The sequence below is a fragment of the Paenibacillus glycanilyticus genome (assembly GCF_023715145.1).
Lineage (GTDB): Bacteria > Bacillota > Bacilli > Paenibacillales > Paenibacillaceae > Pristimantibacillus > Pristimantibacillus glycanilyticus_A.
In genome coordinates, this window is sequence record NZ_JAMBNP010000004.1 from 547,371 (window position 1) to 561,343 (window position 13,973).

The window sequence follows — 13,973 nt, forward strand, 5'->3', positions numbered from 1 at the left end:
GCACAATCACCCAATCGCCAAAACGAAAACAGCGCATAGAAGCACCCATAAGCGAAAGGGAAACCTCCATGCGCTGGCTTGCTTATAGAAGATACAAATTGTATCATTAAAATATACCATTCTTTCCTTAGACGGGATGTGTTCCAATGACTGTCCTGCAACGATTGCCGGTACGGAGCATGCTGTTATGGCTGTTATTTTTCAGTCTGACAGACGCCATCTTCACGGATATCGGTATCCGATTAGAGCTTATCAGTGAACTTAATCCGTTTGTTTCATGGCTGTATAACTGGCATTCCATTGCTTATTACGGAGTAAAGCTGATGTTTCCCGTACTTTTTATCCTGATCTATCCGCAGCTTAGAACTCGCCAATGGATCCATTATTCGGCTGCCGCCCTGTTCCTGCTCTACTTAATCGTGAACATGTATCACTTGCTTTGGGTTATTCTTGCTCTGGTGCATGCCTATTAAGGATGAAACGAACGCCAAAACTCGCCTCTCTCATCAATGATATTCATAATCTGAGAGAATGGGATCTTGAATTCGGGGAAGCCGGCGGCATACGGAGCAATCTCGTACGGTTCAAAATAAACATGCAGCGCATCCTGCGTGACGAAAAATGGCTGATCCGGCATAATCCCCTTATACGTATCCGGAAATACATAATCATATTTCGGGTCCGTCTTAATCTGTTCGCCTACAATATCGCTGATCACTTTCACATAATTGCTGCCCGGCTTGAATAAATCCTTCAGCGCGTACATAGCTCCGTTCGCAACATTAATGTGCGCGTACACTTGAGTTGGCATGCCATGTGCAGCCCCGGTCGGATAATTGTAGCCATCCAGCTCGATTTGGAGCAGATTCTTCTTGAACATGGTTACGTTGAAATCCCCGCTGTACGTGTAGCCAAGCTGCTGATCACCCGGGATTGGCTTCACTTGCGACATCACTTTAAGCGTTTCATTGAGCCTCTCCTGCGCGGCATGATCGGCAATTCCCTCAACAGACGGATAATAAACAACATAATCTTTGTTTGGCTTATACTTATGCTCTCTGACCAAGTATGGCAGACGAAGGGGAATAACGTTGTTTGGCTCCCACACGATACGACCATTCCGGTTTGCGTATTTGAGACGCTGATCAATATTGACCTGAATTAGATCGTCTTCCAGCTTCAAGGTGCCGCTTCCTTCGAACTGCGGATAACCCGGGGCAGGATTGCCGCTTGTATTTATGAAGAAAGTAGTCTTGCCGTTGCTTGCCGAAGCTAACCCTTTTCTGTAAGGCTGGACGTCGGAATAGATAAAATCCGTCAAGCGTTTCCCATCCGAATCAAATATCGCGTACATAGAACCAAGATACGGCTGGTCCGGGTCGATCGCCTTGCCGACAGCATAACGCTGCTGGCCAATTGACGTTATATCGTTATAGATCGTCTGAATAACCAGATTACCCTTCGTATCGATCAGACCGTATTCGGAGCCAAAATCCGCCGCGTTATTCACAATCGCACGACCGTTCTGGAATGGAAAAGCTGTCGAGTAGGTCGGCTGAATCTTGACCGTTCCCTTCTCGTTGATATATCCGTATTTGCCATTTGCCGTTTGTTGGAAAGGCAATAATCCATCACCAAGCACCCCTACAAACGGATAATGGAACTCCGCTTCCTTTGAGCCGTCATGTCGAATTAACGCATATTCGTTCTCTTTAACCTTCACAATGGCATGCCGGTTTGCGAAATCACTGGCATCCTCATAACGAAGCGGAATAACCTCTTTGCCGGAACGATCCACATATCCGTATAACGTTTTTCCGTCTGCCTGCTGATTATTCACCATAGCTCTTCCATCATGAATATCGGCCATGTAGGAGTACCCTTTGCTCGTAACAAGATCTCCTGAATCATTGAGCAGACGGTACTTGCCCTTATCATCAATCACAACGGCTCTGCCTTCCGAGAATGGAGAGATGTAGCTGTAGATCGGCCTAACGAAATAAGCACCTGTCGTATTAATTAACCCATTGCCATTTTCCGCGCTTACAACCGCAAGTCCGTTTGTTTGGAAGTCCTGGGCATAATCAAAGCGAGGAGGGATCGCCATCGTGCCAATACCGTTAATATAGCCCCACCGGGTCCCGGTGATGGTCTTCTCGGATCCTGGATACAAGGAAATTGCACGCGTCTCGAGAGACTGCTCATCCGGTACAATATTGCGGAATCCCAGAGGGCTCCATTCGTATACGGCACGTCTCGTCTGCTCTTCTCCAGTCCGCCAGTTAATAATCAGATTATTAACCATACGGGTTGTTACCGGGGCTGCCGTCAGCTCCGCCACGCCATAACCTTCGCCCTTTGCCGATGCGGCGATCATCCAGCCGATATGCCGATATTGCAAAATATGGACATAAAGCTCATCTTCCCGCCGATACACAACCGTTAACTCCGGAACGCCGTCCCCGCTTAAATCCTGCGGATAGATGGCATACTCATTGGGAGGATTCTCCATCATGACCAGCTCCGCTCCCGGAGGCAGTGACGATTGCGCCAATCGAATAATCTGATCGTTGATCCAGTCCATTCGCGTTAAGTCCCCTTTCCCAGCACGTTTACGTCAACTCACTATTCGTATGCGGGAAATAAAGAGGAATATGACATGAAAATAACAAGGCTTGGACGGTCAATCCGATTAATCCGTACTATTCCTTCTTCCGAAAAATCCGAAAAGCAACACTCGCTATCGCCAGATAAATGATGATCACGATGCCTAAGGTAATCATTCTCTCTGTCATACTGCCATCGGCAAACAGAACCGGGCCTAGTCCAAAGAACGTCACCAGCAAAAATAAGGCAAGCAGTAGTACGCCTAGAAGTACTCGAATGTTTTGCACCTCCCTATTTGTCCAAATGGTACTCGCAAAAAACAATCCGGTTGCCAAATGGGTCGCCGATCCGGCACTCCAGACAATTCCAAGGCATCTCCTCGAGCCCGGGTCTTGCATACTTATATTTTTTATCCAACAGATCCTTATGTAATTCTCTTATCCCTGACATTTCAATCCGGACTGACGAGCCGGGACTGGAGTCACCATGATGCTCGCTCAGATGAAGCCTGATATTCCCTTTGGAAACCTGCATATACAGCGGCGTATCCGGCTCAAACCGGTGCTCCCAATCCACCGAAAACCCCAGAAAGTCCAAATAAAATTCTCTTGCTTTCGCCTCATCAAAAATCCGAAGAATAGGCACCAATTGCTCCAGCTTCATCACAATCATTCTCCTTTATCAAATTCTGGTAATATTTCTTTCCATATTTCAAAGCTAAATGCGATATATTACTTCATAATCTCTCCTTCAATAAAGGATTATCGCGCGGTTCTCACCCCATGTTGTATAAATTGAAAAAGGCTGCGCGGGCAGCCTTCTCTCGTTTCCGTTCGAAGCTTGTCTCATTCAATTACAAACCATTAGCAAATTCCCATCCGGATCCTTGAAGTTAAACCAATGGTCATTCTCTATTTCAGTCATTAATTCAACATTCTTCCCTTGCATATATGCATAAGCCTGTTTAATGTCCGTTGTATGAAATTGAAAGGCTGGTGCCGTATACACGCTCGCAGACGAATAAATTTTACTGTCCAGCACAAGATCCGGTCCGTCCATCGGAAGGACATATATATGCCCAAAGTAAATCTCGCCATCTGTAGGCAAACCTAGAATATCGCAATACCAGTCGCGAGCCTTTTCAACATCGCTCACGGGTATAAATATGCCATTGATTTTATTGGAAATAGGATTCATAATCAACCTGCTTTCTATTAGAATAGTTGATCAACCCTTTTTGCGCATTGCGCCAATTACAATATTGTAACCATCAAGATCATGAATGTGGGCGTTCTTGAACTCCCATCCCCCCTGCTCTTCGCCAAATGGTTCAATACCGATGATTCCGCCACTCTCACGAACTTCTTGGATATATTCGTCTAGTTCTTCCCAGCCGATATGTATATAAGTATCCCAGCCAAAATCCGGACCTTCCCATTCGGTTGGATAGCTGGCTCTCTTAGCAGAAACGGCATTAGGCATGACATCTTCCTTTGAAACCGCCTGTTGAAGGATAAAGCAAACATCGTCACGCTCTGCGTGTCCCCAGTCATCGATTATAAATCCGAGGCAATCCCGGTAATAAACCTGCGACCTCTGAAGGTTTGATACTAGTCGGACCTGGATCGGTTTTCCGAGTTTTACTTTGGATTTACCGATTACTTGTTCACTCATTCGTTAATCCCCTCCATTTTTCGAAATGCAAGAATTATAGAGCTTTAAGCAAATCGGATATCAGAATGCCATTTATTCTCAAGCCTGTAATATCACAATTATTGATATCTACATTGGATAGATCGCAGTTGGTCAATTGGGTTCTAGAGAGGTTACAATCATCGAAGCGTATTGGTCTATACTGGCCATCAGGTTGGTATTGAGGCTGATCTTCTCTCGGAAGAACAATATTCTTAAATTCTGTTCCGAACAAATACACATGTTCAACGTTGGCATGACTGAAGTTGGCGAGCTTAATTCTAAGCCCCGACATGTTAGCATCCGAGATTTGAATCTCGCTCATATTTACATCGTTCAGCTTCATCGCATTCATGTTTACGTTATTAATCGAAGTTCGCGCGATACTGACGTTATCCATATTAAGCTCCTCCGCTCTAACCTCCTGCCACTTTGCTCCTGATATATCGGCATTTTGCAGATCATACGGTCCAATGGTTAAGCTCATTCTCCGATCCCCTCCGAACTTGTAATAAGTTGCAATAGTTAATTCGGCAAACACCCAATATTTTCCTTTGTCATCCGATTAGCAAATCCAACTTGCCTCTCAGCTTGGCTGACTCTTCAGCCATAACCTGATGAATGGCATTGATTTGCTTTAATAGCTCCACTCTATGCATCATCCAATCATTTAATGGATCTTTCTCTAATTGTGCTGCTAAAGAACAGAGTTGCGGAACCTCCCACACACTGCGCATGGCCATGCTCAAACCATAACCGTACCGCGCTAATTCCTCGTCTCCCTGCCAACCTGATTCCCGCATTCCTTGAATATAGGAACGAAATATAGACCGGCAAAACGAGTCGTATTCCGCAATTGTTATCGGGCCTAAGCTCATATTAACGCCAGCCATCTTGCCCAAGTCTTCCCCTATACCAGAAATGCTAAGAAATTGCCAATCCATAAGCACCAATCTATTACTTGTTGAATTAATAATCATATTCTTATAGCTCAGATCCTGATGAGCAAGCACTCGCGGCAGTCCTGAAAGCGACTCGAGTTTATCATTCAAATCAACTGTAAATCCCAAGAACCATTCCCATGAATTTCTTATCTCCCTATCCTCCAGCCGATTAATGAAAGACTGCGGATCGGGAGCATATATTTGACTGGAAGCTGTCCATGATCTCAACCAGTTATTGCAAATCCACGGTTCGCTTGGCAATGACCTTCCTGTTAGATACGGGGCATTAAATTCACCTAACTGGTAAGCAATTCGATTAAAGTGTTCTTGTGTCGAGGGTGTTTCTCCTTGCACATACTCCATCCATAACCAAATGGTTCCGTCTCTTTGTTCTTCGGCCAGATACGGTTCTGGCGTTTCAATGATCTCCGGAAGAGAGGCGTCAAGCAGATTGCTTTCAAAAATAAAAGCTTCTCGGCGCCAGTAATTATGATGCTGATTATGATCCTTTTCCTCACTATCCCGCTTAATAATTTTTATAACGATAGACCACTGACGGTGTTCACTTCCGGTTTCTATCGTACCCCGCAAATGATAAATTCCCGATGTTGTAAAATTAACGCTGCCATCAACTAAGCGAGTACATTCAAATGCATCCAATTCAAAAGCAATACCCCTAAACTTTTTGCGTAGACAGAGATTCAGCTGTTCTACCTTATCCTCGATCAACAAGCCGGTATGATTATGGATAATCATTGTTATCCTACTCCCTTAATTGAATGACTGCGGTTATTGCCTTCTATTCAAGAATAGAACATATGTTCTTATTTGTAAATATTTTCTTTTAAGAAGTAATTCCTATTCTCAGCGGACCTTCATCTTCCCGCTATATAAGCAACGCAAGTACTTTCTGCTCTTCCGAATCCAAATAAATGAGAACAAGTGTTTGCATTTTATTCGGGTTATGATATGCTTAACTAAAATCATCGATAAAGGAGTATGGAGATGGTCCACAACAAAATCCTGCAGGATTACAGTGAATTCTCTTCCTGGATAAGAACATTGGAAAGCATTGAAGAAGAACATTGGCGTATACCTATTGCGGAGAGCAAATGGTCTATAAGCGAAATCGTTGCTCATCTATTTAATTGGGACCGATATCTCATATCCGAGATTCTCCCTGCTGTTCAAACCGGAAATGGTATTCCCCGATTTTGATACTTACAATAAACGAGCATCAGATTATATCAAGACAGGCATATCTATAAACGAGCTTATTAGTCAAACTATATCGACAAGAGATTTGCTCGTTAGTCTGCTCACCGAGATGCCTATCGCAAGGTTGCAGCTCCATTTGACGGCTAATGGTGCTTCTCATTGTCCTCATACCGGAACCCCATATTCTCTTATCCATATCATAAAAGAATTTACAGAACATGATAGTCATCACAAACAGCAAATTAGGCAATGGCTTCTCTATAAGGGCATTCACCTATAACGCTTCACATACTCCTGTTTCGTAAGTCCATAGATATATTCATCATAATGCCTGCCATTAGTGAAGATCATTTCGCGAAGCTTTCCCTCTTGCGCAAAGCCCAGATGCTCTTGCAGCGCAATTGATCCATCGTTAAAAGCATAGACATGAGCATTTGCCTTCTGATATCTGAGCTCTTCGAAATAATATCTCAGCATAATTGTGACTGCTTCTGTGGCATAACCTTGACGCCAGTGATTACGGAAGATGGAGACTCCGTATTTAAATGTGCCGTGCCTGGAATTGCATTGATTTGTGCATATGCTTCCAACCAGAGTTCCTTCTAATGTCTCAATTGCCAGGAAAGCATTATCATCTTGATAGGAATTTGCGGATTGGTGATCGGCCCATTGCCTGGTACCTTCCTCTAGTCGCGGAAAATGCAGCTCATCGCATAACCTGGCATTTTCAGAATCCATGTCATTGTCATGAAACTTGTCCCAATCCGATAACTGAACCGGCCGCAATCTAATCTTCTTGCCTGCCCAAATATAATTCATGTTAAGTAGTCCCCTTATTATTAATGTCTTGGACTTGTTGCAACTCCTGCTCTACTATTCTCAACAGCTCTGTTCGAAGGCCTTCGCCTTCCAGCTTATTAATCATCTGCAGAGCCGTTTCTATATTCATCATAACTCTGCCCGTTGTTTCGAAGCCGCCTGGCATATCAACGTACTGCTTCACCTTGGCGAGCACAAATACCGTATACGAGTCGGTGGTTTCCCAATGCCAGGAAGCTACAGGAACTCTGTTATCCTCTAATAGCAGCCCTGCTTCTTCCACTGTCTCTCGGTCCAGCGCAGCATCAAGGTTCTCATCCCCCTCGATTCTGCCTCCAACCGTGGTCAGGGTTTGCTCATATTTATCCCATGCCATGACAATCAAGCCGTCTTCCGTAACAGGTATGCTATGAATGCCTGCAATTCGTTTATCTGTTGGCCATACTCTACACAATGGTTTAAGCATAGTTAATCAGCTCCTATTCTTCCGGTATGGAATCAAGATATTGTTTGAAATCATCCACATCCTGAAATCGGTTAATTATAACTCCCTGTTCGATAAGATGTTTTTCTAGAAGCGCGTCGAGATGTTGTACGGCTTCAAAGAGAGGCTTCATATGTGCAGGATCCAATAAAACGGCTAAATCCGGTAATCCCAGCCTTGTATATACAGCCATGTAATCTAAGGTATTATCATAATCTGCTGGCCAATATCCCTTCTCTGCATAATACAGTGCCCGGGCAACTTCAATCTGTACACCTATCGCCCAGAAATAGGCGGATGGATAATCATCCCTCTCGCATGCCGTTAATATTTTATCGAAAATCCCTTTGATTTCTTCATAAAAGCCCTTCATTCTATCGATGTAATTAAAGCCGTTCGTATATTTCTCTTTTTGCTCATTCAGTAAACGATTGGTATTCTCAAATAACTGATTACAAGCTACGTAAATATCCTTGCACGAATTAGCTCGCATAATCGTACGCATAAGGGTTTCAAGCTGTTCCGGCTTATGTGCAAAGGCGATAATTTGCTCGTTGTTCTTCCCCCATCCCTTTGTATAATAAGTCCGGTTAAGCAAAGAGACGCCATTTAGAATATGTACCAGAAACTCTCGAGCCTCCAAACGAAACAAGCTCAGATCATTTCCATTCATTTCAGATTTGTTAACCGCAAGCAAATGATGCTTGGCATTCCGCAGCTGTTCTTCCGCTTTCATAATGAACTCTATGCCTTCTTTAGAGGACTGAGCATCGATTTGTTGACGTAATTGCATGAATCGATTTCGATCTTCCTCGGAACGAACATACAGCAGCTTGCAATCCGCGATTATGGATACATTTAATTCCTCAAAGGCAGCCATTCTTTCTGCCCTCTCCCAGCTGATTGGCCAAAAGTCAAAGCAAATATCACTAACGATAAATTGTAAGCTATGACGATAACCAGCAGGACTTGCCGGAATGAAGAAAAAGTCCAAATCCGAGCGCTTAGTCGCCGTTCCTTGGGCATATGAACCGTAATATCCAATAATGGCAACCTCATTTGGAAATTTGTCTGTTATGCGGTTCACTAATGCTTCTGCAACTTCAAATACGTTCAGCACACAACCTCACCCTTTGCGATTATTTCTTTCAAGACCATTAGCGATTTACTTCCAGTGCGGCACAAGACCGCAAACAAAAAATCGCATGGGAGAATGCGATTTTCACTTGTTCTATTTGATTGCTTTTATTGATAACCATTGGGGAATTGCCGCAGAAGGATTCTGATGCCAGTCGGTGTAGCTCTCTACTTCTTCTGCGGTCAACAATTCCTCTTCATTCGTCGAATCATCCACCCAGAACCAACCGTCCTCCGCATACATCTCTTCTAAGCGTTCTACGCTAAGAAGAGAAGAAATAATGGCATTCACAATATCCTGCATTCGCCACTTGAATGTCGGCACCTCACCGAAGGGTCCTGTTAAGTCATAGGGTTTCTGGACAATTAGAGCTTCTTTTGCCTTAATCCCAAACGGCCGCATAAACGGATGGATATCATACATCATGTAGATTCCGTTCTTCTTTAGAACCCTGTTCACCTGTGTGTACATCGCCGCAAGGTCATGAATCCAAACATGAACACCGTTTGAGGTATATACAAAGTCATATTCTTCACTTGGCAATTGAGCTAATGTCATGGTGTCTTCACATACGAACTCAATATCCCAGCCATGCTTATCCGCAATATTCGAGGCATACTCCAGCTGTTTTTCCGATATATCACAAGAAGTCACTTTCGCCCCCATCAGATGAAAAGCGAATACTGCATGGTTATCTCCGCTGGAAGGAACCAGCACACGCGTTCCTAATAAATCCGGGAATGCTTCTCTAATCATTGCAAATGTCCCAGGATGAAAAGCAGAGGCAGGAGCTGCTATAATTCTCGCTATTGCTTCTTCTGTCCGATATTTCGGATACCATGTATCCGACCACTCGTTCCAGCTTTCTTTTATCTTATTTACGCTGCTCATTAATTCGCATCTCCTTCTTATCAGGATAATTACTAATAATTATGTACCTTAACCCAAAATAAGGAAAGAGATAATATTTTTATATTAGAATTGATCTTAATGAACCTGATGGACACCGCCATTATTAGAAGCTGGAGAGCTTATTAACTCAATGATTTGTTGTGCTGTCCGTGCCGGATCGACCAGATTACCTTCTTCCTTCTGAGAGGCAAAATAGGCGGACAATGCCATATCCGATTCGCGGGCTGTCCGTTGCATCGGCGTATCCATCATTCCTGGATCAATTGCGAATACTTGAATGGCATCAGGCACCGTTTCCTGCTCCATCCCAATGCATCGGGAGAACATATTAATTGCCGCTTTAGACGAGCAATATAGACTCATGCTTGGAGCCGGATACTTACCGGATCCCGAAGAAATATTCACGATTTTCCTTGATACACGCCAATCGGAGGTTAAACGCGCAAAAGCGGCAGTAAGCACCATGGGTGCTGCAACATTCAGTTGTATACTTTTTACTATTTCATCATCTGAACAGTGCTGGATCTCCGTTAGCGGGGTTACTGTTGCTGCGTTATTAATGAGGGTAATGGATTCCAAGCGATTTGAATCTATTGTGGTCATGATCTCTTGAAGTACTTTTGAGAGCTTGTCCGTCATAGTCAGATCAACGGTATAAAATTTATATTTACCATTGATCGCAAACGGTCCGATACTTTCGTTATTCGTTCGAGATAAGCCAATTACGGTGTTTCCGTCTGTTAGAAGTTGTTTCGCAAGACTCTCTCCCAGTCCGCTGGATACCCCGGTAATGATGTATACATGGTTGGACAAGCTCCTCATCTCCTCTTCTGTTCTCTAAACTTTATCGTATAATAGACAGCTGTATTGCCTAAAGCCAAGATAAAGAACACGATCGTCAAGAACATTAACCCGCTTATATAGGTATTGTTCTTATTGTTCTCTATAAGGTAAAACGTTGGGATAACGGACAGAATAAAGGCAGCGCTTAATAGAATGCTAATCATTCGCCTAAACTTCATGGATTGTACCTCCCTAGGAAGCTATATCGGCGCTACTTGCATACCACCGGCCATGCTTCCATATAATCTTCATTTTTACGACCTCTGTTCCGCCAAAAGACAATGATTCATTCTTGAATTCAAAATGTTGTTTGGTTGATGTTTTAGCCATCCAGAAGAAATGAAACAAAAACACCGGCCCTATTGAGTGATTCTTGGCTGCATACGTATAATCTGTCGTTGTCAGATTAGAAAAAACGAAGTACAAGCTAGAATCACAACTTTCTTCTTGTTCATCACTTTTCCCTTCCTTTAGCCGTTTCAACAATTTTCCAATATAACCAAGATTAACATAGTTCACTGACTCATGACTAACAAACGACTAACTTTTAAGATTTTCCAAATTGTAGGTGGTATACTTTGAGGACGCCGGGGAGTTTAAGGAGGAAATTACCGAATTGAAATTAATTCATGTAACTCTGGTAATCGCAGCCGCTATTCTGATGGGAACCTTCTTCCTTATGAACCAACAGTATCACAAGGCCAAGCAGATGGAATCAAGCCTGCAAGGATTGCTTGGCAGTGCAATCTATCAGATCTGGTCCAGCTACAATGATCTTGAGAAGTATCCTCCAGATGAGGTTAACCGGGAACGTTTAAATCAGATAAATGAAAAACTATCAGCATTAGCGCCTACTCCCACCTTGTAGATCAAAAAGAAGGAACGAACCTTCTGGTTCCCATTGCTAAAGATCTAAGAACGATAACAGTCTACTTAAATCAACAACTTCAACAGCAAGCATCTATTTCACCAAATGATCAAGATGTTTACCGCTATATGCTTCAAACGATAGCTGACATTAACCCTCAAATTAGCGATGTTTATTATATTCCCGGTTTGCTGGAAGGACCTAAAGTGACACTTAAACCAAACCGAACAGCTGTGCAAAAGATGGTCGTATTCCGCTACCGACTAAAGGAATATGCTGCTCAATTGGTGTAAATCAATCTCGCTATACACAATCAGGAATGCGAAATCTTCAAGCCGAATCTAGAAAAGCCCTCCCCTTTCATGTTATAGTGCATAAGGCTATAGATTTAATGAAAGCGAGGAACTTAACATGATTGATCGTACTATTCTAGTAAAATTTGGTGAGCAAACAACCCAAACCCAGCTGCAGGAAATCGTGGACCGTTTTAAGGCATTAAAGCAGCATTTGACTGGTGTCGTTGAAGTGAACGCCGGCATTAACTTCTCGGAGAACAACAAAGGCTACCAGCTCGTACTTCGCGTTCGCTTTGAAGACCAGGCGGCGCTTGAAGCATATGGTCCAAACCCGCATCACCAAGAGGTAGCAGCACTCATCCGCGAGTATGGCCGGGAAGACAGCATCGCAGCAAATATCGAGGTATAACAAAAAAACAGCGAGCCGCTTGTCTAAGTGTCTCGCTGTTTTTCTATTTAAGTACAACATCCCACTGCTTTCTCTACCGCATTTTTAGGAATTTTGACATTACCTTCATTGTCAATCTCATAGGGGATATTATTGACATCCAGACGTTTGACCAGTGCAAATCTTAACTCTTCATTTAAATTTTGATTTGAACCGAAAACTACGTATTCGTCTGGCACCTTTGCTTCTTCATCTGTAAAGTTGTATAAGAGGACACCAATGGATACGAGTAAGGTTATTGTAATAACAGAAATCATCTTCTTTATTTTCTTACGGTCCATTTCATCTTGTCACCTCAATCTACTTCTGACAACAAAACACACTACTAAACACAGTTGTTTCGTTTATTTTTCTTTTCGACCGGACAAGCTTGCTGATATGTATGGGCGGCCAGCTCAAAAGACTCACGCAATTTGTTAGTATCACTCATTGAGACCATCATACCTCCTTATACTTAACACGATCTCTAAACTTGGTTCGAGCAAAACGAAAAAAAAGCAGCCGATTAAATTTTATCGTCTGCTGCAGAGATTCGTACTAGGTATAGCTATTCCCCTTGAACATCCCACCGATGTCTATACTTGGTGAGATTAGGGTGTGCGTCGGGCGGAGGCTCGCTAATAATGAGACGAATCTTTCCAATCCACTCCTCAAACGAACTGAACGCAGCGAATGCATTTGCCGTTTCTGGGGTTAGGTAAAGGAACATCGGCTGCGCATACACATCCATTAAATGTCGAAGAGCGGCTTCGATCGGAGTATACTTCTTCCGCTTTCCTTCCCAGTTCTCTATGGTGATCGATCTATCGTCCTCGTTCTCACGACGCCATCCAAACAATCGTCCCTCACGCTTGTAATACGGCTCTATCGGACGCTTCCACATGCGCTTAGCTGTCTCCTCGTGCAGCGGGTACAGCACGAGCTTTGCGAATTTCCGTTCCTTCGACAACGCAGCTACGCGCTCTAACTGCTGATCCGATATATCTTGGAACGTATCATAATATACTAACGTTCCCTTCCCGGTTTGGGCATCACTCTCATCAACGTGACCATATGGTACTACTCGAATATTTCGACTCATAAGACTCCCCCTAGCCTTGTCGTAGTTTACCCAATAAATCTGTATGTACTCTCCATATTACTTCTTATTGTAGTTATAGCAATTGATTCGTAAAAATAAAAACAACCCGATTATCGTAATCGGGTTTGATTATTAAATATATGGTGCCGGCGAAAGGACTTGAACCCTCGACCTACTGATTACAAGTCAGTTGCTCTACCAACTGAGCTACACCGGCATAAGGTATGTATCTAGCGAAGGCAGCGCCACTAGTAACCGCGGTCTTTACTATCAAGTTTGCGCCTTGAAAACTGGATGCGAATGAATGATTCCTTAAGCTTTCCGGTTTTACACCGGGGTCCCCGCAAAGTACTCGGTATCAACTCCGAAGCATTTGCTTCACTTTGTGGGGTAATTTAGGATAAGCCCTCGACCGATTAGTATTCGTCAGCTCCACACATTGCTGTGCTTCCACCCCGAACCTATCAACCTCGTCGTCTTCAAGGGGTCTTACTAATTGGGAAATCTCATCTTGAGGGGGGCTTCACGCTTAGATGCTTTCAGCGCTTATCCCGTCCGTACTTGGCTACCCAGCGGTGCTCCTGGCGGAACAACTGGTACACCAGCGGTACGTCCATCCCGGT

The 13,973-nt window shown here is 43.6% G+C and carries 18 protein-coding genes, 1 tRNA gene, 1 rRNA gene and 1 pseudogene; 4 read left to right on the top strand and 17 right to left on the bottom strand.

The annotated features are described in order from the left end of the window. The first annotated feature begins 146 nt into the window (after nt 1-146). A complete protein-coding gene (locus M3194_RS14965; RefSeq protein WP_251654869.1) occupies nt 147-473 on the top strand; it encodes a DUF5658 family protein in 327 nt (108 codons plus the stop codon). Here M3194_RS14965 and M3194_RS14970 read toward each other — a convergent pair. The 7 genes from M3194_RS14970 to M3194_RS14995 all read right to left on the bottom strand — a co-directional run bounded on the left by M3194_RS14970 (nt 470) and on the right by M3194_RS14995 (nt 5,999). Beyond that, nucleotides 470-2,584: a WG repeat-containing protein gene (locus M3194_RS14970; RefSeq protein WP_251654870.1), complete on the bottom strand. Its 2,115-nt coding sequence runs from the start codon at nt 2,582-2,584 to the stop codon at nt 470-472. The two genes, M3194_RS14965 and M3194_RS14970, sit on opposite strands and share 4 nt — an antisense overlap. A 118-nt stretch (nt 2,585-2,702) precedes the next feature. Then, on the bottom strand, nt 2,703-3,005 hold the full coding sequence (locus M3194_RS31670; RefSeq protein ID WP_397334326.1) for a DUF6954 family protein: 303 nt from the start codon (nt 3,003-3,005) through the stop codon (nt 2,703-2,705). Then, nucleotides 2,899-3,270 carry a glyoxalase superfamily protein gene (locus tag M3194_RS14975; protein WP_251654871.1) on the bottom strand — a complete coding sequence of 124 codons (372 nt, stop codon included), beginning with the start codon at nt 3,268-3,270 and terminating at the stop codon, nt 2,899-2,901. Before M3194_RS14975 ends, M3194_RS31670 begins: the two co-directional genes overlap by 107 nt. A 186-nt stretch (nt 3,271-3,456) precedes the next feature. Further along, nucleotides 3,457-3,804 (bottom strand): VOC family protein, encoded by a 348-nt coding sequence (locus M3194_RS14980; protein WP_251654872.1) that lies wholly within the window; start codon nt 3,802-3,804, stop codon nt 3,457-3,459. Nucleotides 3,805-3,834: 30 nt separating this feature from the next. Next, the gene (locus M3194_RS14985) at nt 3,835-4,281 is read right to left on the bottom strand and encodes a VOC family protein (RefSeq protein WP_251654873.1); all 447 of its coding nucleotides are present in this window, start codon (nt 4,279-4,281) and stop codon (nt 3,835-3,837) included. 34 nt (nt 4,282-4,315) lie between these two features. Then, nucleotides 4,316-4,786, bottom strand: a complete 471-nt coding sequence (locus M3194_RS14990) for a pentapeptide repeat-containing protein (RefSeq protein WP_251654874.1) — start codon at nt 4,784-4,786, stop codon at nt 4,316-4,318. 70 nt (nt 4,787-4,856) lie between these two features. Continuing rightward, nucleotides 4,857-5,999 (bottom strand): phosphotransferase, encoded by a 1,143-nt coding sequence (locus M3194_RS14995; protein WP_251654875.1) that lies wholly within the window; start codon nt 5,997-5,999, stop codon nt 4,857-4,859. A gap of 249 nt (nt 6,000-6,248) precedes the next feature. Here M3194_RS14995 and M3194_RS15000 point away from each other — a divergent pair. Beyond that, nucleotides 6,249-6,741, top strand: a pseudogene (locus M3194_RS15000) (DinB family protein). On the opposite strand, the gene M3194_RS15005 reads toward M3194_RS15000, so the two are convergent. The 6 genes from M3194_RS15005 to M3194_RS15030 all read right to left on the bottom strand — a co-directional run bounded on the left by M3194_RS15005 (nt 6,732) and on the right by M3194_RS15030 (nt 10,836). After that, nucleotides 6,732-7,280 carry a GNAT family N-acetyltransferase gene (locus M3194_RS15005; protein WP_251654876.1) on the bottom strand — a complete coding sequence of 183 codons (549 nt, stop codon included), beginning with the start codon at nt 7,278-7,280 and terminating at the stop codon, nt 6,732-6,734. The pseudogene M3194_RS15000 and the gene M3194_RS15005 overlap by 10 nt on opposite strands. Before the next feature lies 1 nt (nt 7,281). After that, on the bottom strand, nt 7,282-7,746 hold the full coding sequence (locus M3194_RS15010; protein WP_251654877.1) for an NUDIX hydrolase: 465 nt from the start codon (nt 7,744-7,746) through the stop codon (nt 7,282-7,284). Nucleotides 7,747-7,759: 13 nt separating this feature from the next. Next, entirely contained in the window at nt 7,760-8,884 is a 1,125-nt protein-coding gene (locus tag M3194_RS15015) for a nucleotidyltransferase domain-containing protein (RefSeq protein ID WP_251654878.1), read from the bottom strand. A gap of 111 nt (nt 8,885-8,995) precedes the next feature. Then, nucleotides 8,996-9,793 (bottom strand): class I SAM-dependent methyltransferase, encoded by a 798-nt coding sequence (locus M3194_RS15020; protein ID WP_251654879.1) that lies wholly within the window; start codon nt 9,791-9,793, stop codon nt 8,996-8,998. Between the two features lie 96 nt (nt 9,794-9,889). Next, entirely contained in the window at nt 9,890-10,627 is a 738-nt protein-coding gene (locus M3194_RS15025; protein ID WP_251654880.1) for an SDR family NAD(P)-dependent oxidoreductase, read from the bottom strand. Nucleotides 10,628-10,632: 5 nt separating this feature from the next. Then, the gene (locus M3194_RS15030; RefSeq protein ID WP_251654881.1) at nt 10,633-10,836 is read right to left on the bottom strand and encodes a hypothetical protein; all 204 of its coding nucleotides are present in this window, start codon (nt 10,834-10,836) and stop codon (nt 10,633-10,635) included. A 437-nt stretch (nt 10,837-11,273) separates the two neighbouring features. On the opposite strand from M3194_RS15030, the gene M3194_RS15035 reads away from it, so the two are divergent. Together M3194_RS15035 and M3194_RS15040 are read left to right on the top strand one after the other, a co-directional pair. Continuing rightward, nucleotides 11,274-11,525, top strand: coding sequence for a hypothetical protein (locus M3194_RS15035; RefSeq protein WP_251654882.1), 252 nt, complete (start codon nt 11,274-11,276; stop codon nt 11,523-11,525). A gap of 411 nt (nt 11,526-11,936) precedes the next feature. After that, nucleotides 11,937-12,230 carry a Dabb family protein gene (locus M3194_RS15040; protein ID WP_251654883.1) on the top strand — a complete coding sequence of 98 codons (294 nt, stop codon included), beginning with the start codon at nt 11,937-11,939 and terminating at the stop codon, nt 12,228-12,230. Nucleotides 12,231-12,277: 47 nt separating this feature from the next. Here the strand turns inward: M3194_RS15040 and M3194_RS15045 are convergent, their stop codons facing one another. The 4 genes from M3194_RS15045 to M3194_RS15060 all read right to left on the bottom strand — a co-directional run. Then, nucleotides 12,278-12,550, bottom strand: a complete 273-nt coding sequence (locus M3194_RS15045; RefSeq protein ID WP_251654884.1) for a hypothetical protein — start codon at nt 12,548-12,550, stop codon at nt 12,278-12,280. Nucleotides 12,551-12,816: 266 nt separating this feature from the next. Then, nucleotides 12,817-13,350: a hypothetical protein gene (locus M3194_RS15050; protein WP_251654885.1), complete on the bottom strand. Its 534-nt coding sequence runs from the start codon at nt 13,348-13,350 to the stop codon at nt 12,817-12,819. A 141-nt stretch (nt 13,351-13,491) separates the two neighbouring features. Continuing rightward, nucleotides 13,492-13,567: transfer RNA gene (locus tag M3194_RS15055), tRNA-Thr, on the bottom strand. Between the two features lie 179 nt (nt 13,568-13,746). Continuing rightward, nucleotides 13,747-13,973, bottom strand: a 23S ribosomal RNA gene (locus M3194_RS15060); the annotation flags it as partial.

Bases quoted from the DNA above. Each gene is read 5' to 3' on its own strand.
- M3194_RS14965 (WP_251654869.1), top strand. From the start codon at position 147: ATGACTGTCCTGCAACGATTGCCGGTACGGAGCATGCTGTTATGGCTG.
- M3194_RS14970 (WP_251654870.1), bottom strand. From the start codon at position 2,584: ATGGACTGGATCAACGATCAGATTATTCGATTGGCGCAATCGTCACTG.
- M3194_RS31670 (WP_397334326.1), bottom strand. From the start codon at position 3,005: ATGCAAGACCCGGGCTCGAGGAGATGCCTTGGAATTGTCTGGAGTGCC.
- M3194_RS14975 (WP_251654871.1), bottom strand. From the start codon at position 3,270: ATGAAGCTGGAGCAATTGGTGCCTATTCTTCGGATTTTTGATGAGGCG.
- M3194_RS14980 (WP_251654872.1), bottom strand. From the start codon at position 3,804: ATGAATCCTATTTCCAATAAAATCAATGGCATATTTATACCCGTGAGC.
- M3194_RS14985 (WP_251654873.1), bottom strand. From the start codon at position 4,281: ATGAGTGAACAAGTAATCGGTAAATCCAAAGTAAAACTCGGAAAACCG.
- M3194_RS14990 (WP_251654874.1), bottom strand. From the start codon at position 4,786: ATGAGCTTAACCATTGGACCGTATGATCTGCAAAATGCCGATATATCA.
- M3194_RS14995 (WP_251654875.1), bottom strand. From the start codon at position 5,999: ATGATTATCCATAATCATACCGGCTTGTTGATCGAGGATAAGGTAGAA.
- M3194_RS15005 (WP_251654876.1), bottom strand. From the start codon at position 7,280: ATGAATTATATTTGGGCAGGCAAGAAGATTAGATTGCGGCCGGTTCAG.
- M3194_RS15010 (WP_251654877.1), bottom strand. From the start codon at position 7,746: ATGCTTAAACCATTGTGTAGAGTATGGCCAACAGATAAACGAATTGCA.
- M3194_RS15020 (WP_251654879.1), bottom strand. From the start codon at position 9,793: ATGAGCAGCGTAAATAAGATAAAAGAAAGCTGGAACGAGTGGTCGGAT.
- M3194_RS15030 (WP_251654881.1), bottom strand. From the start codon at position 10,836: ATGAAGTTTAGGCGAATGATTAGCATTCTATTAAGCGCTGCCTTTATT.
- M3194_RS15040 (WP_251654883.1), top strand. From the start codon at position 11,937: ATGATTGATCGTACTATTCTAGTAAAATTTGGTGAGCAAACAACCCAA.
- M3194_RS15045 (WP_251654884.1), bottom strand. From the start codon at position 12,550: ATGGACCGTAAGAAAATAAAGAAGATGATTTCTGTTATTACAATAACC.
- M3194_RS15050 (WP_251654885.1), bottom strand. From the start codon at position 13,350: ATGAGTCGAAATATTCGAGTAGTACCATATGGTCACGTTGATGAGAGT.